The following is a 26,608-nucleotide window of genomic DNA, read 5'->3' on the forward strand; positions in this document are numbered from 1 at the left end:
CTAATGAATTTATTTAAACGAAATACACACATACAAGCCGCTACTTTAGCTTTATTTTCATTATTATTGTCGTCAGTTGTGAGTGCAGCATCGCATCCAAATCTGGTTATTACAGTTGACGACGTAAAGCTTATGCGCCAAGCAATAAAAGGCGAAGGTCAGTTTACAGCGGCATATAAAAATTTAAAAACACAAGTAGACGAGCAAATAACGCAACCTATTACGGTGCCCGTGCCTAAAGATGGTGGGGGCGGCTATACGCACGAACGTCATAAAAAGAACTACCAGTTAATGTATAACGCTGGGATTATTTATCAATTAAGCCAAGATGATAAATACGCAAATTATGTCCGCGATATGTTGCTTGAATACGCTGAGCTTTACCCTACGCTAGGGTTACACCCAAAACGTAAAATGAATTCTCAAAACCCAGGTAAGTTTTTTTGGCAAAGCTTGAATGAAGCAATGTGGCTTGTTTATACAATTCAGGCATATGACTTAATTCATGATTCGCTAAGTGATGAAAATAAAAAAGTGATAGAAGACGATTTATTACGTCCTGTTTCATTGTTTACGTCAGTGGGTCAGCCTTCAACATTTAATAAAGTGCATAACCATGGTACCTGGGCTACTGCAGGCGTGGGTATGGCAGGTTATGTGTTAGATGAACCTGAGTGGGTAGAAAAATCACTCTATGATTTAAACAAATCGGGCAAAGGTGGTTTCATTAAGCAATTAGAAATGCTGTTTTCTCCACAAGGCTATTACAACGAAGGACCTTATTATCAGCGTTTTGCATTACTGCCGTTTGTTACCTTTGCAAAAGCAATTGAAAACAATGAGCCACAAAGAAAAATTTTCGATTACCGCGATGGTATTTTACTAAAAGCAATTGATACGACGATTCAGCTTAGTTATAACGGTTTGTTCTTCCCGATTAACGATGCCATAAAAAGTAAAGGTATTGACACGATTGAATTAGTACAAGGCGTAACGGCTGCTTATGGTTTAACTAACGATGCGGGTTACCTAGACATTGCTAAGTATCAAGATCAGGTAGTCCTTACAGGCGACGGTTTAAAGGTGGCTCAAGCGCTAGATGATAAGAATGAAGCGCCATACATATTCAAATCAGTTGCCTTTGGCGACGGTAACGATGGAAAGCAAGGCGCTTTAGTGGTTATGCGAACTAAGGTAGGCGGCGATCAAGCCCTTTTGTTTAAACCTGCTGCACAAGGTTTAGGTCATGGTCACTTTGATAAGCTTACATGGCAGTTTTACGACCATGGTAACGAAATTGTATCTGACTACGGCGCAGCACGTTTTTTAAATGTAGAGGCTAAGTATGGTGGCCGTTATCTTCCAGAGAACGAAACCTATGCAAAACATACTGTTGCGCATAACACTGTTGTTGTAGATGAAACATCTCACTTTAATGCCAATGTAGAAGTAGGAAATAATAACTATCCTAAGCTTAACTTTTTTGAAACCAATGAGTTTGGCACTGTCGCAAGTGGGGAAATAACCACAGCCTACAAAGGGATTGAATTAAAACGTATTTTAGCACTTGTTAACTTACCAGGGCTAGAAAGCACTGTAGCACTTGACGTGTTCGATATAGATGCAAATAAAGCGCATCAATTTGATTTGCCTTTACACTATAAAGGCCAATTGATTGATACCAACTTTAGCTTACGTGCTAATACAAATCAGCTAAAGGCTCTAGGTGAAAGCAATGGTTATCAACACCTATGGTTAAAAGGACAAGCAACGCCTGAAAAGGGGTTAGCAAAGGTAACATGGTTAAATGATAATGGCCGCTTCTATACACAAACAAGCCTAGTTAACGGCGACGAGTTATTTTTATTTACTCAAATAGGCGCAAATGACCTTAACTTTAACCTACGCAACGAAAACGGTTTTATTCGTCGCGTAGAAGGGCAAAAACAACACACGTTTGTGTCTGTTCTAGAGCCTCATGGTGAATATAACCCAAGCAAAGAATACACATTAGAGGCTGTTAGCCGTGTTTCAGAGTTAACGTACAGCACACAGGGTGACTTAATACTTGTTGAACTAAACGTAAAGAATACGCCATATTTAGTTGCAATTAATAAGTCACAAAGCGCAGCTAAAAACGATTTCACATTTAGAAATAAGTCATTCAACTTAAGCGACCGACTTGGCGTTTATGCGTTGAAGAATAATTAGGAGTAATTAGGATGCAAAAGCAAAGTGCACATTTTTCATTTGGTGAAAAAACTGAAATTGAAGATCTAGGCAATGGTTTAAAGCGTCAAATGTTAGGATTTAACGAAGAGCTAATGGCCGTTAAAATTTGGTTTGAAAAAGGCGCAATTGGTTATAACCATGCGCATAGACACTCACAAGTAACTTACGTAGTTGAAGGCGAGTTTCACTTTAATATTGACGGTGTAACTGAAATTTTAAAACCGGGTGATAGCTGTTTTATTCCTCCATTTGCCGATCATGGCGCTACGTGCCCAACAGGTGGTATTTTAATCGATACCTTTAGTCCAGCCCGTGAAGACTTTCTTGAGGAATAATTATGCAACTTAAAGGCTTACGCTGGTGGGTTATTGCGTTAATCGCGTTAGCAACCATCATAAATTACATTGACCGCCAAGCACTAAGTGTACTTTGGCCAGATATAGTAGAAGAAATGTTCCCTGATGAATCGGCATTAGAACGTAAACAAATTTACGCAAACATTTCTATCGTGTTTGTATTTGCCTACGCATTTGGCCAAGCCATTTTTGGTAAAATATTTGACTGGGTGGGTACCCGATTTGGTTTTGTGTTATCAATTGGTGTGTGGTCGTTGGCAACAATTGCTCATGCATTTGCGCAAGGTGTTTTAAGTCTAAGTATTTTTCGTGCCATTTTAGGTGTAGCTGAAGCCGGTAACTGGCCAGGTGCAGCCAAGGGTAACGCTGAATGGTTCCCAACTAAAGAACGTGCGCTTGCACAGGGTATTTTTAACTCAGGTGCTGCAATTGGTGGCATTATAGCAATACCATTAATTGCTTACTTAACGGTTTATTTTAGCTGGCAAATGGTGTTTGTTTTTGTTGGTGCCTTGGGTTTTTTATGGTTAGTACCGTGGTTGATTTTAGTGAAAGCGCCACCGGGCTCTCACCCTTGGATAAGCGAAGAAGAGCGCGAATATATCCTAACCGGTCAAAGACGCGTTGATGACAACGGCGACGTGACAGGTGAAGACGAAGAAGAGTACAACCCTTCTACTGGCGAGTTGCTTTCTCGTAAACAAAGCTGGGGTGTCATTATTGCATCAGCAGCGATAGATCCTATTTGGTGGTTATTTGTTTTTTGGATACCAATTTACTTAAACGAAGTATATGCAATGGACGTTAAATCTATTGGTATATATGGTTGGGTTCCTTATGTAGGTGCAATGTTTGGCGCATGGTTTGGTGGTCTATTGGCTCAAAACAGACTTAAATCGGGTTGGAATACAGATAAAACCCGTAAGCTGACAATTACGCTTGGCTGTTTAATTATGCTCCCTGCATTATTAGCTATGGCAAATCCAGGTGGCCCGACTACGGCTGTTCTTATAATGGCTGTTATTCTGTTCGGTTTTCAAACTGCTATTGGTAATGTCCAAACTTTACCAAGTGACTTACTAGGTAAAAAGGCGGTCGGTACTTTGTCTGGTTTTTCAGGTATGGCTGCAAAACTGGGTGCGGTAGGCCTTACTTCACTGGTACCAATATTAACTGCTGATGGTAATTATGCTCCGGCATTCATAATTGGTGCATCACTTGCCATTATTGCTATGGCTGCAGTGTGGATTTTAATTCCTAAAATTGAACCTCTTAAAAAGCCTGATTAATCTGCTTCAACTGCTATGCCAACACGCCAGTGTCTGCGCATAGCAGTTAGTTACAAAGGATACTTTCAAAAATGAATACTATTTATTTTATGGGTGAATGCATGGTAGAGCTCAGGGCTATGAGCGCTGCTACGCTGCATCAATCTTTTGCAGGCGATGTATACAATTCAGCTGTATATTTGAAACGCTGTTTTCCTGAAGTAGGAACATCTGTAATTACGGCTTTAGGGCAAGATAACCTAAGTAAAAAAATGCGCGAACGCTTTGAAAGTGAACAGCTTGATACACAGTTCGTATTTAGTCACGAAAGCAAAGTGCCGGGTATGTACTACATTGAGACAGATGAACATGGCGAGCGAAGCTTTATTTACTGGCGCAGTGATTCAGCAGCAAAAAAAACCGTTGAATTTTTAACCCCCGATTGTGTTAACCAACTATGCCAAGGTGACATGTTCTTTTTTTCAGGAATATCTTTAGCGATTATAGATAAAACATCACGCGACCAGTTTTGGGATGTTTTAAAGCAACTTAAAGACGCTGGTGTAAAAATTGTATTCGATCCTAATTACCGACCCCGTTTGTGGGAGAGTGTTGAAGACACTAAAGCGCAATACCATTTAGCGTTTAGTATTGCCGATGTAACCCTTCCAGGGGTTGAAGATTTAACAACACTCTATAATGTGCATAGTGTTGAGGCGGTCATCGAATACTTAAAACCATATCAAATTAACGAGATCGTTGTTAAAAATGGTCCTGAGTCTGTTATTACACAATTAGACAATACACTTCAAAGTCACACAATAATACCTGTTACTACAGTCATAGATACAACATCCGCGGGCGATGCCTTTAACGGAGTCTATTTAGGCGCTCGACTTTCAGGTAAGCCAATTGCAGATGCAGTTCAATTGGGAGCCAAAGCAGCCGGAGTTGTTATTCAACAACCGGGTGCCATTGCACCAAAAGATGTTTTTCAACAGGCAATGGTTGAAGCTGGCATTTAATAAAATTTAAGGCCTCCATACCTCGGCCAAATTACTTAAAATAAAGGAACAACGTTATGACTCGCTTTTCTGAACTTATGTCAGGGCAAACACTGCTACCTATAATTCAAGCTGATACACCAGAGCAGGGGGTACAGATTGCAAAAGCAATGGCTAAAGCAGGCCTTACTTTGGTTGAAGTTGTGCTAAGAACAGACGCCTCAATTGATGCTTTAAAAGCGATTAAAGAGCAAGTCCCTGAGCTTAAAGTTGGCGCAGGTACCGTTATTAACGAAACTATTTTAAAGCAAGCAATTGATGCTGGTTCTGATTTTATTGTTACCCCAGCAGTATCACCTAAATTACTTAGCGCGTTAGCAAAGTGTGGCGTGCCTGTGTTACCTGGCGTATCAAATACCGGTGATATTTTAATGGCGTTAGAATATGGTTTTGAGGAGCAAAAGTTATTCCCAGCTTCACTTGCTGGTGGAGCGCCATTTGTATCAGCTGTATCAAGTGTGTTTAGAGCAGTTAGCTTTTGCCCAACGGGTGGGGTAAGTGAAAGTAATAAAATGGATTATCTTTCTTTAAATAACGTATTTGCAGTGGGTGGAACGTGGGTTGCTAAAAAGGAATGGGTTGCACAAGAAAACTGGCAAGCTATTACTGATTCATGCATTCAAGCAATAAAATAGCAGGGAGCACTAAAATGAATGATTTATCTCCAACTATTTTACCTGGTGTAATAGTGGGTGACGAGGTAAGTGCAATATATGGTCATGCGCGTGCTAATCAGTATGCACTGCCTGCGGTTAATGTGGTTAGCACAACCTCTATTAATGCAACTTTAGAAACGGCTAAAAAAATGAAGTCGCCAGTTATTATTCAACTTTCTAATGGCGGAGCACAGTTTTTTTGTGGTAAAGGGCTTTCATTGCCTGAACAACAAGGTGCAATTCTTGGTGCTGTGAGCGCGGCAAGATATGTTCACAGTGTTGCGGCACATTACGAAGTGCCTGTTATGCTTCATACCGATCACGCCGCTAAAAAACTATTGCCATGGATAGATGGTTTGTTAGATGAAGGCGAAAAACACTTTGCACTAACTGGTAAACCGCTGTTTAGTTCGCATATGATTGATTTATCTGAAGAGTCTTTAGAAGAAAACATAGAAATATGTGAGCGCTACTTAGCACGCATGGCTAAAATCGGGATGACACTAGAAATTGAGCTTGGTTGTACAGGCGGAGAAGAAGATGGTGTTGATAACTCACACCTTGATAGTTCAGCGCTTTATACTCAGCCAGAAGATGTGGCTTACGCATTTGAACGCTTAACTGCTATTAGCCCTAATTTTATTATTGCTGCGTCTTTTGGCAATGTTCACGGTGTATATAAACCAGGAAACGTTGTACTCACACCTACTATTTTAAAAGACTCACAAGCTTACGTGTCTAAAAAATTCAATTTACCAAGTAATTCAATTAACTTTGTGTTTCATGGTGGCAGTGGCTCTGAGGAAGAAAAAATTGCGGAGTCATTAACGTATGGTGTAGTTAAAATGAATATTGATACCGATACGCAGTGGGCATGTTGGAAGGGTATTTTAGATTACTACAACACCAACCAGGCCTACTTGCTAGGTCAAATTGGTAACCCCAACGGTGACGATAAACCAAATAAAAAGTACTACGACCCACGCGTGTGGCTTCGCCACTCTGAGCAGCATATGGTTTCTAGACTAACCCAATGCTTTAAAGATCTTAATTGTGTAAATCGGTATAGCTCATGAAAAGACTAAATACAGTATTAAAAGAAGACGGCGTAAGAACGGATTTAATTTTGCTGATCCGTACCATTTTAGCAACAAGTAAAGAGATTGCGTTTAGGGTTGGTCAAGGTGAACTTGCAGGGGTGCTAGGCTCCACAATGAATGAAAACATTCAGGGTGAAGTTCAAAAAAAACTAGATATTATTGCCAATCAATTGCTTAAAGATATTCTTCTTGAGGACAGTTCGGTCAGAACAGTGGCCTCTGAGGAAGAAGATCACGCGGTAGGTGGCCACCCTGATGGTGCATTTATCGTTGCTTTTGATCCGCTCGATGGCTCATCGAATATTGATGTAAATGGTCAAATAGGCACAATATTTACTATTTACTTGGCAAGAGACGACGTACCTTTTGACAGTGATGAGCAGTTTAACCAACCAGGTGTAAGCCAAGTGTGTGCAGGTTATGTATTATACGGCCCTTCATCATTACTTGTAATGACCACCGGTGGGCCAACACGCTGTTATACGCTTGACTCAACACATGGCGGGTATTTACTAACAAACCAACAGTTACACATTCCTTCTCAAAGCCGTGAGTTTGCCGTAAATATGGCAAATTACCGTTATTGGGATGAGCCTACACAAGTCTATTTTGACAAGTTGCTTTACACATCTGAAAGCTTTGAAAAAAGTTCAATCCGTTGGAATGCGGCAATGGTTGGCGATGTACACCGAATCTTATGTCGCGGTGGTTTATTTTTATACCCGCAAGATAAGCGGGTAGGCAATGATAATGGCAAAATTAGACTTTTATATGAAGCCAATCCACTTGCAATGCTTGTAGAAAATGCAGGCGGTAAAGCCACATCACGTGGCGCTCGAATTTTAGAGATCGCCCCTGACGATTTACACCAACGAGTACCCGTTACTCTAGGTTCAACTGAACCGGTTGATTATTTTAACAAGTCAGCGCTAAATTAATTGATTACCCTTCACTTCGGTTATTTAGTAACAGAGAACGCTTTTCTCTGTTACTTTCCTCCTCAACTAATTACAAATCTTCTTGTTCTAGGAACTCTTTATTATACAAACTCGTTCAGTATTCGTTTGTATTTTTATATGGCTTTGTAAAACCAATTGGTAAATACCTTATTTCATTTCTACTTTCACCACCTATGTTTTATTTATGCAAAGCCGCACTTAATTCAGTAAATAAGCTGGAAATATCATACTCATTATGGTTATATGACCAAGTTGGTTAACAATTTATTTTCAAGTAAAGTAAATTTGGTAACAACTAGTACGATTATTTGGTAACACACACAATAGCTGGCCAAATATTTAACCTATAAAATGGAGAATAGAGGCATCATGAATTTAAAACACTTTGCACTATGCGCTATTGCAGCTGCAATAGTTGGTTGTGACACTGACGCAAATAATAATGACAACGAATTGGGCGCCATTGCTTTGTCAGGGACAGCCACAAGTGGTCAAACATTAACAACAAACGTGTCAGATCCTGATGGTATATCAGGAACTGTTTCTTATTTTTGGTATGCAGATAACGAAGTAATAGAAGGTGCTAATAGCGCATCTTTTACCTTAACAGACGATCAAATTGGCTTAGCTATTACAGCTCAAGCTAAATACACCGATGATGGGGGGGTTAACGAGTCGCATATTTCAGATCCTACCTCAGATGTTGCCGCCATTGCATTTCCAGCAAGTGTAACAATAACAGGGGATGCACTTATTGGCTCTGAGCTAACAGCAAATGTTGAAGACGAAAACGGCTTTGATAGCTTAACTGTTGTGTACGAGTGGTTAGCAGATGACGTGGTTATTGAGGGAGAAGTGCTTTCTTCACTCATGCTTACAGAAGCACAGTTTAACCGTGTGATTACAGTTACAGCATCGTTTGAAGACGAACGCGGGTTTGCTGAGTCTGTGACTTCAGCTGCTACAACGCCTGTTGCGCGCGTTAATGCGCAAGGTGATGTAGCAATTAGTGGCACACCGACAGTCGGCAATACGCTTAGCGCCGATATTACAGACATGGATGGCGTATCCGGAGAAATTACTTATCAATGGTTCGCTGATGATGAAGAAATAGTGGGTGCAACCCAAAGCGAATATATTGTAGGGGCTGCATTAATTGGGCAAGCTGTATCAGTACAGGTAACTTATACAGATGACAATGGTTTTGTAGAAGATAATACATCAGAAAAAACAATTCCCGTATCTGCCGTTGCGGTTGATGAAGCGGGAAGTATTGCAATTATAGGCACGTCACCTTACCTAGTTAGCGGTGAATTGACAGCGCAACTAACAGATAATAATGGTATTGAAGAAACAAATGTAACCTACAGCTGGTTTGCCGATGGCGTTGAAGTAGCCGATACAAACAGTAACACGTTTTCACCTGCGGCATATGCAGGTGCGATTATTTCTGTGAGTGCTTCTTACACCGATAACGACGGATTTGAGGGTTCTGTAACTGGTTCACTAGAAACGGTTATTTATTCTCAACTTGTTAGCTCACCAACAGAGCTACTAAGTGCGGTAAGTGGCGGCCTTGCTGATGGTGATGTTGTTGGCCTCAATACCGGTGTTTACGCTGATATGGATGAAGTTTTACTGACTAGTGGTGTAACGCTTCGCGCTGTTGAAGAGCAAACGCCAGTGATTAGCGGGGAAGTATGTATTCATGTTGCCGCAGGGGTAGAAGGTGCTGCGTTAACAGGGCTTACGTTTAAAAATATAGATACAAAATCAGGCTCATTTTGTGAGACTGAAGAAAGTGCAATTATTTATTCTGAAGGTAATAACTTCGAGTTTACTCAAAATACAATGGATGGCGATGAAGCCGAGTTAAATAATTCGACTTACCACTGGTTAATGATCAAAGGTACGGGCGCGCTAATAGAGCGAAATACATTTAGTAACCGTGATAATGCTGAAAATGGCTCCGTTATTAAAATTGCTTCATCAGGCAGCGACCATGTTGTTCAATACAATTTATTTAGTGGCACCAGTGCGAATCCAAATTTTGGTAACTCAAGCCTTCATTTAATTAATGCGGGAAGTACTACTGGTTCAGATGCAGCTGACGATGCAAACTTTACGATTCAATATAACCGCGTAGAAAACTTTGTAACCGGTCGTCGTTTAATGCGTGTGCAAACATCGGGATCAACTATCAAAGGTAACACTGTTGTTAACCCTAATGGCGGGATTTCACTAGAGGATGGTGGTTTTAACAGCGTGACAGACAACGTTATTATTCGTACTACTGATATTGCAAGCTCTAGCGATCGTCCTGCTGGCGTATTAATTACGCCTCTTGGGCATACTATTAGCAATAATTATATTGCGGGTATTCGCTCTGGTAACAAAGAAGCAGGTGGTATTGTATTTACTGCAAATCCATTCTCTCAAGCTGATGGTGGTGTTCCAAACTCTGGCAACCAAGCTGTATTAGACGCGGCGGGTGACTTTACGTTGACTGTAACAAACAACACGATTTTGAACTCTCAGCAACCAATCGTGTTTAGTACTGAAATAGGTTCTCGTGCCCCAGTGGGTGATTGTGATGAACTTACAGTGGATAATGCACCTGTGCTTTATGGTTTAACTAAAAATGCATTTGTTGTTAACTTTGATGGCAACCTTATTGCTAATGGCTTAGGTGATCAAACTGATGCAGATACCATTGAAAGTAGCGCCTTAACACAAGGGTTATTTTATTCAAATACGCTTGATAGCGACCATGCATTTGAATACGACTGTGATTTAATCAAGCATGATACGTCGGTATTAAGCAACAACTTTGGTTACATGGACAGCCGGGTATCGGGTGATACAAGTGGCGATTGGGTTGCAATTAGAAACTTAAATGGTAACGGCTCGTTTGATACAGATGGTGCGATTGACCAAGATCCAGCAGCAAATGGGAAAGAGGTGCTTGAATATGTAACGGCTACAAGCACTTTACTCGAAACAGATCCTGCTGGCTTACAAGCTGTGGCAGGTGCTAAATCGCTTTACTACATTCAAGCAAGTGATGTAGGTGTTGGCTCAACATGGGTTGTTAGCAACGACTAGTATTTAGAAAAACCTTAAATTAAACCCCTTTTCTAGGGGTTTTTTTATGCCAGTTCTCCAAATGCTATCGAAGAAAATACATGCATTTCTAATTATTTTTCACTACAAAATCGCCTGACCCCTTGGTAATGCTGTTTTGTTGTAATTGGTATACCTTATGGTCATGTTGTTTGCGTGAAATTGGTTGATCATCTGTATGTACTTGAGTATATTAACAGCAGTTGTCACATAACATATACAGATGAATAACAAGTCAACACACAACACTCACACAACAATAAACAACGGAGCATAAAAATGTCGTTGAAGTCTTCAAAGAATAATAAAGTACGCTCAGGCCAATTCGCACTGAGTCCTGTAGCTAAATGGGTACGAACAGCCGCAATTGCGAGTGTAGCAAGCTCATGTGTATTTTCAGCGCACGCACAACAAGAACAAGCAAAAGCGACTGAGGTCGAGCCTGATGTAGAAATCATTAGTGTTACAGGCACACGAAGAACAATTCAAGATCAAATAGCCATAAAGCGCGAAGCCACAACCGTTGTTGACGGTCTTTCATCTGAAGATATTGGTGATTTACCCGCTTTATCGATAGGTGAAGCATTAGAGTCTATTACAGGCGCAGCATCGCATCGTGAAAATGGCGGGGCAACAGAAATTACCATTCGTGGCCTTGGCCCATTTTTAAGTGCAACACATATAAATGGCCGAGAAGCAACGAATGGTAGTGGTGACCGCTCAGTTAACTTTTCACAATTTCCATCTGAGCTTGTAAAAAAAGTAGCTATTTATAAAACCCAAGATGCCTCAATGATTGAAGGGGGGGTTGCAGGTGTTATTGCACTTGAAACTGTAACCCCACTAGATTTTGGCAAGCAGCGCTTGCAAGGTGAAGTTAAACTAAACTATAACCCGGATGAAAGTAATGTAGATAACTCATTACAAAGTGACTTAGGTTACCGCGGAACATTTAGTTATGTTGACCAGTTTGAATTCGACAATGGCCAAGCAGTTGGTTTTTCTTTTGGTGTACAGCGCCAAGATATTTCACAGCCAGAAGCAGAGTATCGTAGTTCTAGCCCATCTGGTTCGTCACTTTGGGCGTGTTTAAACGATCCTACTAATACCAATGAAGGCTTTTACAGAAGTAGCGCTGGGGATTGTGAGGATCAAGTAAACGGCAGTAATAACCAAGGTTATGACACTGAGATCGATCCAGATACAGGAAAAGCGGTTAGTGATGGTACTCCATACGCATGGACTGGCAGCAGTCGAAGCTTTCGTCAAAACGAAACGTCTGACGAGCGTGATGCGGTATTTTTTGCATTTCAGTATCAACCGTCTGCAGAATGGGATATTAATTTTGATAGCCAAATTTCTGATAGAACGCAACGAGAAGCACGCCATGATTTAATTTTTTTACAAAAGCGTGCAACGCCAGGCGTTACAGGACCATCACTTGTCACTAACGATGTAGGGGGTATTTTACATTGGGAAGGTGAAGAGCGTATTGAGTCAGCTGGTGAGCAATTTTCTCGTGAAGAAAATTACCGTGGTTACGGTTTAAATATCGAACATACGGTCAATGATAGACTGACCATTGATTTAGATTTAGCGTATTCAAAAACGTCGCGTGAAGAGCTGCAAATTTCTAACCGAGGCAGAACCGCTGGCCGTAATTACTTTTCGTGGGATATGGGCGAAAACATCCCACATTTTACGCTTACTGATTTTGACGTAACAGATATATCTAACTTTACTGACAGCTTAAGAACACGCATAGACCGCGAAAATGTTCGTGATAATAAGGTAGTGTCTGCGCGTTTAGATTTTGACTATTTAGTTGATAGCGGCATGTTCACTACAATTCAAGGTGGCATTCGTACTTCAGAGCTTAGCTTTACACAATTTGGTGGTACTAACGGTAACGGTTCTCGTAATCAGTTTACATTAGGTTCAGGCGCTGAGGCACTCGACGTGCTTCAGGGTTGTCAAATTGACTTTCCTGAATCAGGCTTTTTGTCTAGCGTGTCAGATGGAAATATCATCACGCATGTAGATAGCGACGGTAATGTGGTAGATTCAGGTACGGGCTCTTCATGGGCGACTTACGACAACGAATGTTTTTCTCGTGCAGTTGTCGCGTCTAATGAGGGTGGCGTATTTGAATACCCTGAGGTCGAATACCAAAACGCAGGAACCATTGATGTAACTGAAAAAACAACTGCTGCTTACTTAATGGCTAATTACGATACAGAAATGTTTGGTAAATTCATTCGTGGTAACTTTGGTTTGCGTATTGTAGATACTGAAGTAACATCAATTGGTTTTAGAAATAGTTTTGATGTTGTTACCAGTGATACAGGGGTTCTTTCACTGGTTGAATCAGACACTGGCACACTTGATAAAATAAAGGGTGGCGGTGATTACACCAAGTTTTTACCTAGTTTTAACTTAGTGGTTGATTACAGCGAAGATATTTTATTACGTGCGGGTATTTACCGTGGTATGTCGCGTGCAGATCCATCTGATTTGGGTTATAGCCGCTCTTTTCAAGAAGACACATCTGATACAGCCACTACAATTAGTGACTTGTTAGTGGGTGTTAACGGTTCTGGTAACCCAGATACACAGCCTCTAATGTCATGGAACTACGATGCAGCATTTGAGTGGTATCCTAATGAAGATTCAATTTTTGCATTAAGCCTTTACTATAAGCAGTTCCAAGGCGGCTTCCAACAGCGCACAGTTATTGAAGATTTTGTTGTTGGGGGTGAAACCGTTTCATTGCCTATTACAAATTCAGTAACAAACGACGAAGAAAGTGAGATCTTAGGTCTAGAAACTTCCTTTTCATACCGTTGGGATAGTGGCATTGGTGTTAAGTTTGGTTATAACTATGCTGACACTGATTTTGAATTTGAAGACAGCTTATACGGTGATACATTTGTAACAGACGTTGATGGCAATACGACGCAGCTGCAAGAGGGTATTGTTGAGCCAGGCTCTGTCCCAGGGTTTTCTAAGCATGTATTTAGTAGCCAACTTTATTACCAAATAGGTGGCTTTGATACTGCGGTTATTTACAAATACCGTAGTGAGTATTTCCAACCTTATACAAGCAATGGTACACGCTTACGTTATGTTGATTCGGTAGGTGTATGGGAAATGCGTGCATCGTACAAAATTAATAAGCACTTTAGAGTTAAAGCAGAAGCAATCAATTTATTTAGTGCTCCTAAGTCGCAAGATTTCTTCGTTGAAGACAACTTAGGTGAAGTAAACGACTACGGCCCACGCTTATTCTTAGGTTTAAGTTATAAACTGTAATAGTTTATAACTTAAAAAGCCCCAATTGGTTTATACCCATTGGGGCTTTTTATGTTTAGTTATACCAATAAAATAAATAATCCAAACTTTGGGTAATAAATTGATTTGAAGCGGCTATGCTAGCGCCAACGGTATTGAATATTTCTGCTATTGACTCGTTACTGACGTGCAAATTTGCTTTGTTTTTTAGTTAAAATGCTAACTAGAAAACATAATTAAATATCATCAATATTTAACTGGTTATTAAACCTCTTAAGCAGCGTTTAGGTTAAGAAGTATCAATGCGCAATAGTGCTTTACCCATTTAGTCACCCCATTTGATGCTAGGCGCACAATAACCCTCATTTAGCATAATCAATTAATATATTTTCACTCTTTCTAGGCATGTTTTCCTACCTCAAAACAAATCACTTAATTGAGCTAGTTATCATAAAACGAGTCATTATCTAATTTAATTGCTTTTTTTATGTAGCTAGAAGTCTAATAGACTTTTAATTGGTTAACCAATTTATTGGCTTTTTCACTTTATACTCAAAAAAACACAGTTTATAGCTAAATAATATAACCGATCAAGTAACCAAAAAATACCTAGCGTGTAGTGATATAGTATTGATTTATTATTTTAAAAACCATTTAAATTACAGTTGGTTGTATTTATGTACTATAATTTTGTTGTGAATAAGTTTAAAAACATGATTTCTGGTAATAACAAATTCAGGTTGATTTGTGGTTTTTGACTTACAAGGTGGTTGACCTTTTTGGTTTTGGGTGTAAATATTCAGTTAACTTTTTGTAATACACTAATTCACTTTTTGTATGAAAAGTAACAAGTAGCATAGCGTTTCACACACACAGGAAAAAACTATGAATTATAATTTATCAAAAATCACACTGGCGGTTATATCTGCAACAGCTATGAATATGTCTCTCTCTGTTCATGCGCAAGAAGAGACCAAAAAGGTTAAGGATGATCTGGAGGTAATTGAAGTTTCTGGTATACGTCAGTCTTTAACTAATGCACTTGCTGAAAAACGTTCAGCAGATAGCCTTGTAGAAATTATTCAGTCAGAGGATATTGGTAAGTTACCTGACCAAAACTTAGCTGAAGTACTTGAGAACGTGACGGGTATTCAAATTACACGTCAAGCAGGTGTTGGTACGGGTGTACAAATTCGTGGTACCGATGCAAACCGTACCGAAATAAACGGTGTATCAACAGTCGGTTCAGGCTCTGGACGAAGTGGTATTAGCTTTGAAGATGTGTCAGCGTCGATCATATCTAGTTTAGAGGTCATCAAATCTCCTGAAGCTAAAACAATTGAAGGTTCTGTTGGTGGAACAATAAACCTTAAAACAATTCGCCCACTTCAACTGGGTGAACAGTTAGCCACAATTAGAGTGCAAGGCGAGAATAGTAGCCTAAGCACTGATAGCGGTTTACAACCTCGTTTTTCAGGTACCTTTGCAGATAATTGGGAAGGTGACTTTGGTAAATTTGGTGTTTTAGTCAGTGGCAGTTATGCCGAGCAAGATGTCACTGCATTTCGCCCTCGTGCAGATAGAGATAACATAATTACCGCTGATAGCGGGGTCGCGAGTGCACAGTCTTTCGACTTTTTGCCTATTCAGTTCTTTGTGCAAGATTACGATAACTACGAATACGAAACTAAAAACTTTGTAGGTACGCTTGAGTGGGCACCAAATGACAATACTAAGTTTTATTTTGATGCGGTAGTTAACGACCAAGAGCGTCGCCAAGAAAGCTCTCGTGTTCAGGCGTCAGGTGTCAGTGCACTCAATGACATCTCTGTTCCAGATGCTTTTGAAACAGTTAACTTAGGTTCGCTAGGTGGTACTAACCTAGGGTCAATTCAAGCGGCTTTACGCGGTGTAATCCCGGTAAATTTAGCAAATGATGATGACGATCCAAATTTACGTTTTTCGAGTGACACAAACTCACGCGTAACCGACAGTAATATTTTTAGATTAGGCGGTGAATGGCAAGGTGACAAATGGTTTGTAAGCGCTGAGGTTGCATCGTCATCTTCTGATACAACAACACCAAGCTTTAATACTACGCTTAATTTTATTAACCCAAATGCCCCTTTAGATGCTGGTGGCGGTAACGATAACAGCGTGCCATTTGAATACGACCTATCAGGTGGTGCATTAGCTTTTGGTATTGCAGAGGGTGCTGAATATGCGCCTACGGTTGAGCAATTACTTGACCCGGCAAATGTGGTACTACGTGACGTAAACATTGGGCAAGATACCGTTGAGAACTCTGAAGATGCGTTCCGTATAGATTCAACATACTACACAGATTCAATTGTTACTTCTGTTGATTTTGGTTATCGCTACAGCAAATCAGCGAGTAAGCAGAATGAGATCACATCAAGTGTGGGTTTGCGTTCAATGGCAGATAGCCCAAGAGGTGATTTATTCGCTGACCTTTTAGTAGCTGGCCCGGATAACTTTAATGAGGCTGATGGCCGCTCGTTATATATTGGCGACTTTTTACTTATTGACCCAGAACTCGTGGCTTCAGACCCAGATGCAGTACTTGCAACACTTCAGCAAGCATTACAAACTCATGGTTCTAGCCGCACGCTAAATGCACCAACTTCAAGTTCTTCTGGCTTTTTTGACATAGAAGAAATTACCCACGCTTTTTACGCGCAAGCTAACTTTGAATACGACATGTTCCGCGGTAACTTTGGTTTACGTTATATTCAAACCGATGTTGAATCTACAGGTAACTCAGTAACACAAGATGGCAGTGGTAACGAGCTTGTAACGCGTATTACCAATGAATCAGATTATAGCTTTGTGTTACCACGTTTAAATTTAGTTGCCGATGTGTCAGAAGATGTAGTGGTTCGTTTTGGTGCAGGTAAAGATATTCGTCGTCCAGATTATAATGACCTATCTACCTCTATCACTTACAGCACCAGCCCAAATGATGAAGTTGAATTTGGCAACCCCGGGTTAAAACCAGAAGAAGTATTATCTTACGATCTATCAGCTGATTGGTACTTTACTGAAGCGAGCGTATTTAGCGTAGGTATATTTCATAAAACACGTAAAGAACTTCATGTTAATCAGCTAACTTCGCCGGTAGAAGACCCAGTAACAGGATACAGAGATTTAACAGACCCATGTGAAGGTGGGGGAATTTTCAACCCGATTGCCGACATTAACGTATTTGGCCCTGAAAATGGTCGTGGTGTGTGTGTGGGGACTGAAACTAAAGTAAACGACACTGGCGAAACAACCCAAAAAGGGATTGAGTTTGCGTTCCAGTATGACCTATCTAGCTTTGAAAAAGATTTAGGTTGGGCGTCGGGCTTTGGTGTATTGGCTAACTATACCATTCAAGAGTTTTCTGGTGGTGAAACTGTCAATAAGGCCACTTCAAGAGCAAGCAATGTATTTGCTGCAAGTACCGGTACACCGGGTATTGAAGTAAGCGAAATACAAGGGCTACTTAACTTATCAGAAAATGCCTATAACTTTACTCTGTACTATGAAAAATTTGGTTTATCAGCACGTATGCGTTACACATGGCGTGAAGGTTACCGTTCTAATGATTTCGGTAGTACATCTAGCTTCCCATGGGGCTTTCCAGTGGTGCAAGAAGACCGTGGTCAGCTTAATGCAAGTATTAGCTATGATGTAAACGAGCAGCTTAATATTGGTTTAGAGGCCGTAAATATCACAGAGTCTGAAATTAGTCAGTCATGTGTTAACGAAGGCTCGCTATTATGTTTCCAAGGCCTTACTGACCGTCGTATTACGTTTGGTGCTAGTTACCGTTTTTAAAATTTATGTTGAAAGTGTGTAGCCTTTGAACGGGCGTTAAAAGCAAGCCATTACGGCTTGCTTTTTTTTTACAATTAAATTTGATGTTAACAGTGCTAAAAAATGTATTGAAGAGGGCAGCCGCATAGCAAAGCATTTGCCTGGTTACTGATCAGGTTTAGGTGTCTCAAAAATAACTATTTAATTGAGGAGGGTATTAAAAGTTTAACTTGCGAAGTAACGCATCATTTATTTAATACGAATGGTTTTTAATTACTTTTATTTTTTTAGTTTTAACCTATCTTTTTATTATGAACTTAATTTTTATAAAAAAATTATGAAAGATATTAGTGATTTAAATTTTAAAAACCTACTTGAATACGCTCAGGTAGGCGTGGTTATTCATAACTGGGATACATCGATTGTTTACATAAACCCGACGGGGTTAGCGTTATTGAAATTAGACTACGAGCAAGCAATTGGAAGAGATATTTACGATCCTCATTGGACACTCATCGACGAGCAAGGCAACCTCATGGCCGTTGAGGACTATCCCGTTAATGTTGTTAAATCAACAAGAAAGAAAGTGGTCAATAAAGTTTTAGGTGTTGTTGGCGGGTCAAGTAAGGAAATAAGCTGGTTTATGGCTAATGCTTATTTTGAAGGGCATGACGATGATAAAAATTTTATAGTAGTGACTCTTAGTGATATTTCTGATGCTAAGCAGCAAATTTCGTTTCACGATGTAGTAGAAAATACGCAAGACATGGTGGTTATTACCGATGCAAAAAATATTAAACACCCTGAAGGGCCTAAAATAATTTATGTAAATAAGGCTTTTGAAATTCTTACAGGCTACAGTTCGTCAGAGATAATTGGTGAAACACCCAGAATTTTACAAGGCAACTTAACCGACCCCCAAGCTAAGCAAAGAATTTATTCTGCATTAGAGCGTCACGAAGAAGTAACTGAAACACTGCTAAATTATGACGTGAGAGGAAGGCCATACTGGGTTGAAATGAATATTATCCCGTTGAAAAATAAGTTTGATGAGGTTACTCATTTTGCAGCGATTCAACGGGACGTTTCAAAAAGTAAATTTCAAACAGAACAGTTAGAAAAAAGAAATAAAGATCTAAAAGAATTAAAAATTAACCTAGAAAACTTAGTACAAGAAAGAACATTTGAACTACAACAAGCTAAATCGCAGCTTGAAAAAATAGCGTTTTTTGATCCGTTAACCAGTATTCCTAATCGTCGCTTTTTTTCAGATCAAGTCAATAAACTGGTTAGGTCTAGTATTCGACACGGGGGGCCAGTTGCATTTGGAATATTTGATGTTGATAACTTTAAATTAGTGAATGACACCTATGGCCATAATGTGGGTGACCGTTTACTGGTTGAATTAGCAAATATATTAACGCACATACTGAGAATTGATGATGTTTTTTGTCGCTTTGGTGGTGAAGAGTTTGCTTTTGCTGTTATTTTAAAAGAAGTTGACGATGCTGAACGCGTTGCCGAAAAACTTATAAATGCAATTAGAAATCTTAAAGTGCCAGTTGAAGGTGAAAACACAATAAATGTAACCGTAAGTATGGGGCTAAACGTGGTATCACCAAGCAATAGCACTGATATAGACGATCAAATAAAAAAATCTGATGCCGCAATGTACCAAGTTAAAAAGTCTGGCAAAGATCATTATAAAATTGTTTATGAATCATAAGGTATACAGAGCTACTTTGTATAACTAAGCTAATAATCTTAAGTTGTCGAAAGTTAAATTTTTGCTCTTTTGCTAGTTTATGGCGGTAAAGTATTGACTTTATTGTGCTTCTTTTTGCTGACTCCATTGCTTGGGTGACAAGCCATACATTCTTTTAAATTCTCTGCTGAACTGAGAACTGCTTACATAACCCATTTCCATGGTCGCAACGTTGAAGTTGGTACCTTGTGTTATTTTCATGGCGGCATGGTTAAGCCTCATTGATTTAGGGGACATGTCAGTTGCTTGCTTAAATTTACGATTAAATACTGCGCAGCTCATACCTATTTGGCTAGCTACTATCAAAAAATATTTCAGTTTATTTAACCTTAACAGAGAGGTTAAAAGCCACCGTTTAAATATTAAACCTACTTAATAAAGCCTCTTCAGCAATATTTACCATCGACTAAAAATAGAGAGTTAACAACACGTTTAATACTTTAATTAAAATATTTTTATTTAAATTTGTGATTATTTCGCAGTTGATGCGAATAACTAGGTAATAAATTAAGCAGATATTACTTTAGGGTTGTTGTTTACATTTAAATAGTATTTAAAGCATTTCAAAGGCATACCCGTAAATAGGGCTAGGGTGCTTTATGCTATTAGATAAATAAACTTTAAAGCCTCAATATTATGAAATTAAGAAAAAGTGATGGATTTACCAGTAAATGAACTCAACTAAAAAAACGCTATTTGCTCAAGCAATGGAGCAACATAAAGGCATTATTTATAAAATTGTGAATTCATACTGTCAAAACAAAGATGATCGAGAAGACTTAGCCCAAGAAATATTAACAACAATGTGGCTAGCTTATGATAATTACAATAGCGCTTATAAGTTTTCAACGTGGATGTACCGAATTGCGCTGAACGTAGCCATATCTTATTACCGCAAAGACAGTCGGCGAGAAGATAAAGCAAATGAAGAGTGCATAGTAAAGATTGCTGATTTATCGCAAGAAGATGAGAGCAGTGAGGCAGTAAAACAGTTATATGACTTTATTGGCCAACTCGATAAATTAAATAAGGCAATTATGCTCCTTTATTTAGAAAGTGAACCTTATGAAGGAATAGCTACCAGCTTAGGGATTAGTAAAACCAATGTTGCCACGCGAATTAGTCGAATTAAGCACACATTAAAACTTCAATTTGAAACACAGGATTCTTAATATGAATATAGATAACTTTAAAAGCGCTTGGCAACAACAAAGCACGGGTACACATGGCGCTATTGAAATTAATCAAGCAAAGCTTGCTGAAATAAAAATAAATAAACAGATGAAAGCACTTAATAAAATGAAATGGGCACGAATAATTGAAAGTGTTGTTTTTTTAGTCATCATTATTATGTTGTGGAAATACATTGCAGCAGGCTTTACTTTTTCAGCGCCAATAATTTCAGCTTTTATTCTCACTGTGTTTGCCATTATTGGGCTTGCAGGCAATATTGGCCAAATTGTTTTAATTTCAAACATTGACTACTCAAAACCAATTAGCCAACTACAAACTGATTTTTACCGAGTTTGTGCACATAAATTACAGCTAACCAAGTTGCTACTTATGTCAGTTCCCTTTTATCTTGCCTATGTGTTTATAGGGTTTGACCTATTTTTTGGCATTGACTTATATCAGTATTTAGAGCAGCACATGATTTGGTTTTACTCTTTGTCGTCACTATTACTTTTTATAGTTACAGTGTGGTTACTGGCTAAATTAAATTATAAAAACATTTCTAAGGAGTGGGTTAAGGCCAGTATTCAATTTATAGTTGGCAAGCACTTGGTTAATATGGCTGAGATTCTAAATAGCTTTGAGCAGATAGAAAGTTAGTTACTAAGTGTTGTATGTGTGCAGCTAGCCATTAATGTTTTAATGGTCTTTATACATAAGCTATTTAGATGATTGATTTTTTTTGTAATTAAGGTGCCATATCTTTTCATCGCTTCTATACTAAGTAAAACGTGTTGTTAATGGGTTAAAAGCAGTGCCTGCCGGTAAAAATAATTTTGAGCAAGAAAACAAAAAATTAAAGCAAACAATTGCTGAGCTAACCAAGCAACGAGATAAATACAAAAAAATTTTTGACGTATCAGCAGATGCCTATTCAATTATTGATTTAAGTTCAGGCAAGTTTATAGAGTGCAATCAATCGGCTATTGACATGCATGGTGTTAATAGCATGAACAACTATTTAAACCTTAGCCCCGCTGATTTGTCACCAGAATTACAGCCCTGTGGTAAACGCTCCGATATTTTAGCTAAAAACTATATAGAAAACGCTGTACAACTTGGGTCTCAGAGTTTTCAGTGGACACACTCACGATTAGATGGCTCAAAGTTTAATTGCTTGGTTTCTTTAACCGCTATTTTTATTGGTAATGCCCAATTAGTTCTGGCTGTAGGGCGAGACATATCAGACTTAGAAACGATAAAAAACCAAGTTAGTACAGAGGCACAAGAAAGACAACGTTTTGAACGCGCATACCTGGGTGAAAAGGAAAAGTTTGAAAAGTTTGTGGATTTAGCCCCAGTAGGCATCGCGATTAATTCAATATTAGATGGTAGTTTTGAATTTGTTAATGAAGAATTTAGCCATATAACTGGGTATAGCGTTGAAGAGCTAAATAAAATGGATTATTGGCGACTAACTCCACAGAAGTACAAAAAACAAGAGCATGAGCAATTGGAGTTGCTTGCTAAATATGGCCAATATGGGCCTTATCAAAAAGAATACATTCATAAAAATGGAAATGTATATCCCGTTTTACTCTCTGGAATAAAAATTACAGATAGTAAGGGGGAAGCATTTATTTGGTCGGTTGTTCAAGATATTACTCATCAAAAAGAAAGCGAACAACAAATTAAAGAGGCAAAAGAAAAAGCAGACTCTTTAGCACTGCGAATGCAGTTAGCCAATGATTCTGCGGGTATTGGTGTTTGGGAGTTGGATCTAATTACAGGTCAGCTTGTGTGGGATAGCTGGATGTACAAATTGTATGGTATTACCGAATCTCAGTTTTCGGGTGCGTATGATGCATGGTTGAGTTGTGTGCACCCAGATGATCTAGAAGGTGCAAAAAAGAAGTTAGAAAATGCAATCAACGGGGTGGGAACGTATGATCCTGAATTTAGGGTTGTTCATTCTAACGGTAACGTCAGAACCATTAAAGCCAGCGCCGAAATATTAAAAGACTCGCATGGAGCCGCTATTAAAGTAGTTGGTGTGAATTACGACGTGACTGAACAAGTTGATGCGATAGGTGTGTTATTTGATGCAAAATTAGCTGCTGAAAATGCAGCACAGTCAAAAAGTGACTTTTTGGCCAATATGAGCCATGAAATTCGTACCCCCATGAATGCAATTTTAGGCGGCCTACAGCTGTTAAAAAATATTAATTTACCAGACGAATTAAGTGTAATTCTCAATAATGCATCCTTCTCAGCACAAAGCCTTTTGACCATTATTAACGATATTTTAGATTACTCTAAAATAGAGTCGAACCAGTTAGAATTAGAAAAAGTGAGCTTTTCATTAACTGAAGTATTAGATTCTATTACTTATGATTTAGACTCTTTAGTGAGTGAAAAACGCATTGATTTTATTATAAACAAAAGCAAAAGTTATAATGAATACTGGCTTGGTGATTTAGTTAGGGTAAAACAAATACTATTAAATTTAACCTCAAATGCAGTTAAATTTACCGAAAAAGGCAGTGTGATAATAAACGTAAGCAGTGAAGTATTTGGAGAAAAAGAGGCTATATTTTTAGAGGTTGTGGACTCAGGAATAGGGATGAGCAAAGAGGTCACCGATCATATTTTTGAGCGGTTTACTCAAGCAGACTCATCTACAACTAGAAAGTACGGGGGAACAGGACTTGGCATGTCTATCACTGTTAGTTTAGTTAAAATGATGGGCGGAGAAATCGATATCCAAAGTAAGCAAGGGCTTGGCACAACTGTCACGATTAAATTACCACTACCTAAAGCAAATAACATAGCAGATAAAGCCCCTAAAAAATCTTTTAAAGCGCCTAATTTAAAGGGTAAAAAAATACTTATTGCTGAAGATAACAATATTAACCAAGTGCTGATTAAAGCCATGATGGCTAAAACGAATGCCGACATCACAATTGTCGAAAATGGTTTACTTGCGTTTGAGGCAGTTCAACTAGAGTTGTTTGATTTGGTATTTATGGATATTCATATGCCGGTTATGGATGGGATTAAAGCCAATCAACGAATAAAAGCAATACTGCCACACATACCCATTATTGCGTTAACAGCCAATGTAATGGATAAAGACGTAAAACATTACTACCAGCAAGGTTTTATCGCTCATGTTCCTAAACCAATCGATATCAACGAGTTATATGGCACACTCAGGCGTTGTTTGTATTTAAACGGTTAATTAATGTTGGCTATGTTAAATAAGGCCTGACCAAGATAGAGTATTTGGTATTGAAAATAACGTCAGCAGTATTTAAAAACTGCTGACTAATTCCTCGAAAAATATTGTATATAATACCAATCCACAAAATATTTAATCATCTTTGGGGCTAGACGTGTCGCTACTTGCGTTAAAAAACGCTCATTTAGAGCAACTAAATACCGATATTTTTGCCTACCTATCAACACGTTTTTCAAACCTCAAAATAGATCACTTAATTAAGCGAGTGGGTACACAACTCGTTATTTTTCTACTTTACCTTTTAAAACATAAATTTCACCATCAAAGCTACCTTGAATAGTTAACCCTTGCCCGGCAAGCTCTTTTAAGTATTCGATATGTTCTTCTGTGATGTGTTGCCCCGGAACTAATAGCGGTATACCAGGAGGATAGGGGGTAACTAAGCCAGCACAAATACGATTATTGCTTTTAGCAATAGGCACCGACTCGCGTTCGCCATAAAAAGCATCGCCCGGAATACACGCTAAATCGATGGCTGGTAAACTTTCTGGCAAGCGAGAGCGCCTTGTTGATTTGGCTAGTTTTACTCTCCCACTATCAAGTTTTTTTAATGCATTGTATAAACGAATGATTTTCGAACGAGTACCACCAAGCGTTAATAACACCAAAATTGTACTGTGAGTATATTTTTCTATTTCTAGGCCAATTTCATCTAATAAAAACTTATGAATGTCTTTTAATGAGTAGGGTAATTCACTAATATCGATTAGGATTTTTAGTGGATCGTGACCCATATTATCTTCACTAAAGTGTGGAAATATTTCCATAAAATCGTCTTTACCCAGCACTTTAATGTATTTCAACGATGCCATTTGTTGTTTAAATTCGTCGACATGGTTTAACAAGGCATTAAGTAATTTATAGCCTTCCATTTCCAATTGTTTTTGGCATACGTCAAGCGAGGCAATAAGCTGATATTTGGGTGATGTACTGGCGTAAATACTGTAAATTTCTCTAAAAAAATCTGCATCGAAGTCTGGATCATTCACATGAATATAAGACGCCTGTGAAAACGCCGATACCACTTTATGTGCTGAATGAGTGACATAATCGGCTCCAGCATGAATGGCTGAGTAGTAACGCAGGCTCGGGTGAAACAAAGAGTAAGCAAACCAGGCTTCGTCAATAAATACTTTAATACCGTGTTGATGGGCAAAATCCACAACTTGTTTTAAATCGCTTAACAACCCATCGTAAGTACAGCCGGTAAGCACCAGTAGTTTTGCGTCGGTATTTTGCTCTATTGTTTGTTTTATATCGGCTAACGAAGGTGGCGCAAAAATACCATATTTAGGGTTTAATATACTCGATAAATAAATGGGTAAACTGGCTGATTGTAAAATGCCATAATGAACAGATTTATGACAATTACGGTCAATAATGACCTTATCACCTTTGCGTAGCAGGGTTTGTAAAATAATTTTATTTGAAGTAGAAGACCCGTTAGTTACAAAGTAGGTATGCTTTACCTCAAACGTTGCCGCTGCAGATTCTTGAGCACGCCCAATAGTATTAGTACTATCAGATAAAGAGCCTAAGGAATCGACAGATACCGATAAATCGCCAACAAACACATTGCGGCCATAAAATTGATAGAAGTCTTTAATATAAGGCGAGTTTCTAAAGCTAGAGCCACCGCTATGGCCCGGTGTGTGCCATGAATCGTTCGACTCGCCAACATAACGGCGATACGCAGTCCAAAACGGGGTTTCTGAACGATCGTCAAAGTCATTGATCATATAGCCTAAAATAGCTTCCGGGTCAGAAATAACCTCGTCTTTAAAGAAAAACGATTCAATTTCTTCTGACTCGTTAACTATTTCCAGCCCTTTAGTATCATCGCCAATTACATAAACTGGAAGTTCTAATCGAATGGCCTTTAACTGCTCAATAAAGCGGCTATACGTTCGCTCCCCAACCTTGTTTTGTAAATCCCAACTAAGTACAACAGCCTGAATATCACCATCTTCTTCAACACTTGTTATCGCATCTTTAAGCGTAAAACGCTCAAGAATATCGATATGGATATCATCTCGCTCAAAATTTGGTATCGCTTTAGAAAGGTTTGTAGACAACTCTTTTAAAGTGGCTTGGTCTTGCTCAATTAATAATATACGCAGTAAAGGCAACATAAGGGGTTTCGTAATAAAAGCTTATAATACTCAGTAGCATAACCAATGCATTGGCACTTGTGAAATTAATACTTTGTAAATATGCATTAATTGTATTTTATGCACGTCCATGTTTAATGTTTCATTCACAATAAGAGTTCAAGCAAGCCAATGTCCTACCACTGTTTTAAAGTAAAAAGTTGATCACTATACGTAAACTTATCTTTTACTTTGTTTTATCTTTAAACTCACACAAGTCTTCAATAATACAACTGCCTCATTTAGGTTTGCGGGCAGTACAAACATAACGGCCATGTAAAATGAGCCAGTGGTGTACGTCAACTTTGAATTCAGCAGGTACTAGGTAAAGCTCTTCTGTAATAATAA

15 protein-coding genes and 2 pseudogenes are annotated in these 26,608 nt (G+C 38.8%); 14 read left to right on the forward strand and 3 right to left on the reverse strand.

The features are described from left to right. Positions 1-3 precede the first annotated feature (3 nt). The 11 genes from AC27I2_RS04140 (at position 4) to AC27I2_RS04190 (ending at position 19,597) form a co-directional block, all read left to right on the forward strand. The gene (locus AC27I2_RS04140; protein ID WP_487203543.1) at positions 4-2,211 is read left to right on the forward strand and encodes a heparinase II/III domain-containing protein; all 2,208 of its coding nucleotides are present in this window, start codon (positions 4-6) and stop codon (positions 2,209-2,211) included. Positions 2,212-2,222: 11 nt separating this feature from the next. Further along, positions 2,223-2,567, forward strand: a complete 345-nt coding sequence (locus tag AC27I2_RS04145) for a cupin domain-containing protein (protein WP_487203544.1) — start codon at positions 2,223-2,225, stop codon at positions 2,565-2,567. 2 nt (positions 2,568-2,569) lie between these two features. Continuing rightward, positions 2,570-3,877, forward strand: a complete 1,308-nt coding sequence (locus AC27I2_RS04150; RefSeq protein WP_006794595.1) for an MFS transporter — start codon at positions 2,570-2,572, stop codon at positions 3,875-3,877. A gap of 71 nt (positions 3,878-3,948) precedes the next feature. Further along, complete coding sequence (locus AC27I2_RS04155) at positions 3,949-4,881, forward strand: sugar kinase (protein ID WP_487203545.1); 933 nt, start codon at positions 3,949-3,951, stop codon at positions 4,879-4,881. 56 nt (positions 4,882-4,937) lie between these two features. Continuing rightward, on the forward strand, positions 4,938-5,555 hold the full coding sequence (gene eda / locus AC27I2_RS04160; protein ID WP_138529327.1) for a bifunctional 4-hydroxy-2-oxoglutarate aldolase/2-dehydro-3-deoxy-phosphogluconate aldolase: 618 nt from the start codon (positions 4,938-4,940) through the stop codon (positions 5,553-5,555). Positions 5,556-5,569: 14 nt separating this feature from the next. Further along, positions 5,570-6,652 (forward strand): class II fructose-bisphosphate aldolase, encoded by a 1,083-nt coding sequence (gene fbaA / locus AC27I2_RS04165; RefSeq protein ID WP_138529325.1) that lies wholly within the window; start codon positions 5,570-5,572, stop codon positions 6,650-6,652. Continuing rightward, positions 6,649-7,614: a class 1 fructose-bisphosphatase gene (locus AC27I2_RS04170; RefSeq protein ID WP_487203546.1), complete on the forward strand. Its 966-nt coding sequence runs from the start codon at positions 6,649-6,651 to the stop codon at positions 7,612-7,614. Before fbaA ends, AC27I2_RS04170 begins: the two co-directional genes overlap by 4 nt. A gap of 390 nt (positions 7,615-8,004) precedes the next feature. Further along, positions 8,005-10,740, forward strand: a complete 2,736-nt coding sequence (locus AC27I2_RS04175) for a poly(beta-D-mannuronate) lyase (RefSeq protein ID WP_487203547.1) — start codon at positions 8,005-8,007, stop codon at positions 10,738-10,740. 297 nt (positions 10,741-11,037) lie between these two features. Further along, the gene (locus AC27I2_RS04180) at positions 11,038-14,070 is read left to right on the forward strand and encodes a TonB-dependent receptor (RefSeq protein ID WP_487203548.1); all 3,033 of its coding nucleotides are present in this window, start codon (positions 11,038-11,040) and stop codon (positions 14,068-14,070) included. 864 nt (positions 14,071-14,934) lie between these two features. Then, positions 14,935-17,892, forward strand: coding sequence for a TonB-dependent receptor (locus AC27I2_RS04185; protein WP_487203549.1), 2,958 nt, complete (start codon positions 14,935-14,937; stop codon positions 17,890-17,892). A 316-nt stretch (positions 17,893-18,208) separates the two neighbouring features. Next, entirely contained in the window at positions 18,209-19,597 is a 1,389-nt protein-coding gene (locus tag AC27I2_RS04190) for a sensor domain-containing diguanylate cyclase (protein WP_487203550.1), read from the forward strand. Positions 19,598-19,696: 99 nt separating this feature from the next. Here AC27I2_RS04190 and AC27I2_RS04195 read toward each other — a convergent pair. Then, a pseudogene (locus AC27I2_RS04195) lies at positions 19,697-19,936 on the reverse strand (helix-turn-helix domain-containing protein); the annotation flags it as partial. 371 nt (positions 19,937-20,307) lie between these two features. Between AC27I2_RS04195 and AC27I2_RS04200 the strand changes: the two are divergent. The 3 genes from AC27I2_RS04200 (at position 20,308) to AC27I2_RS04210 (ending at position 24,050) form a co-directional block, all read left to right on the forward strand. After that, the gene (locus AC27I2_RS04200; RefSeq protein WP_487203551.1) at positions 20,308-20,808 is read left to right on the forward strand and encodes an RNA polymerase sigma factor; all 501 of its coding nucleotides are present in this window, start codon (positions 20,308-20,310) and stop codon (positions 20,806-20,808) included. Position 20,809: 1 nt separating this feature from the next. Further along, positions 20,810-21,469 carry a hypothetical protein gene (locus AC27I2_RS04205; protein WP_487203552.1) on the forward strand — a complete coding sequence of 220 codons (660 nt, stop codon included), beginning with the start codon at positions 20,810-20,812 and terminating at the stop codon, positions 21,467-21,469. Between the two features lie 154 nt (positions 21,470-21,623). Further along, positions 21,624-24,050 carry a PAS domain-containing hybrid sensor histidine kinase/response regulator gene (locus AC27I2_RS04210; protein WP_487203553.1) on the forward strand — a complete coding sequence of 809 codons (2,427 nt, stop codon included), beginning with the start codon at positions 21,624-21,626 and terminating at the stop codon, positions 24,048-24,050. A 281-nt stretch (positions 24,051-24,331) separates the two neighbouring features. Here AC27I2_RS04210 and AC27I2_RS04215 read toward each other — a convergent pair whose 3' ends face one another. Beyond that, the gene (locus tag AC27I2_RS04215; protein ID WP_487203554.1) at positions 24,332-26,242 is read right to left on the reverse strand and encodes an aminotransferase class V-fold PLP-dependent enzyme; all 1,911 of its coding nucleotides are present in this window, start codon (positions 26,240-26,242) and stop codon (positions 24,332-24,334) included. Positions 26,243-26,498: 256 nt separating this feature from the next. Continuing rightward, positions 26,499-26,591, reverse strand: a pseudogene (locus AC27I2_RS04220) (endonuclease III); the annotation flags it as partial. Positions 26,592-26,608 lie beyond the last annotated feature (17 nt).

Source organism: Pseudoalteromonas sp. NH0006-46 (assembly GCF_057547735.1).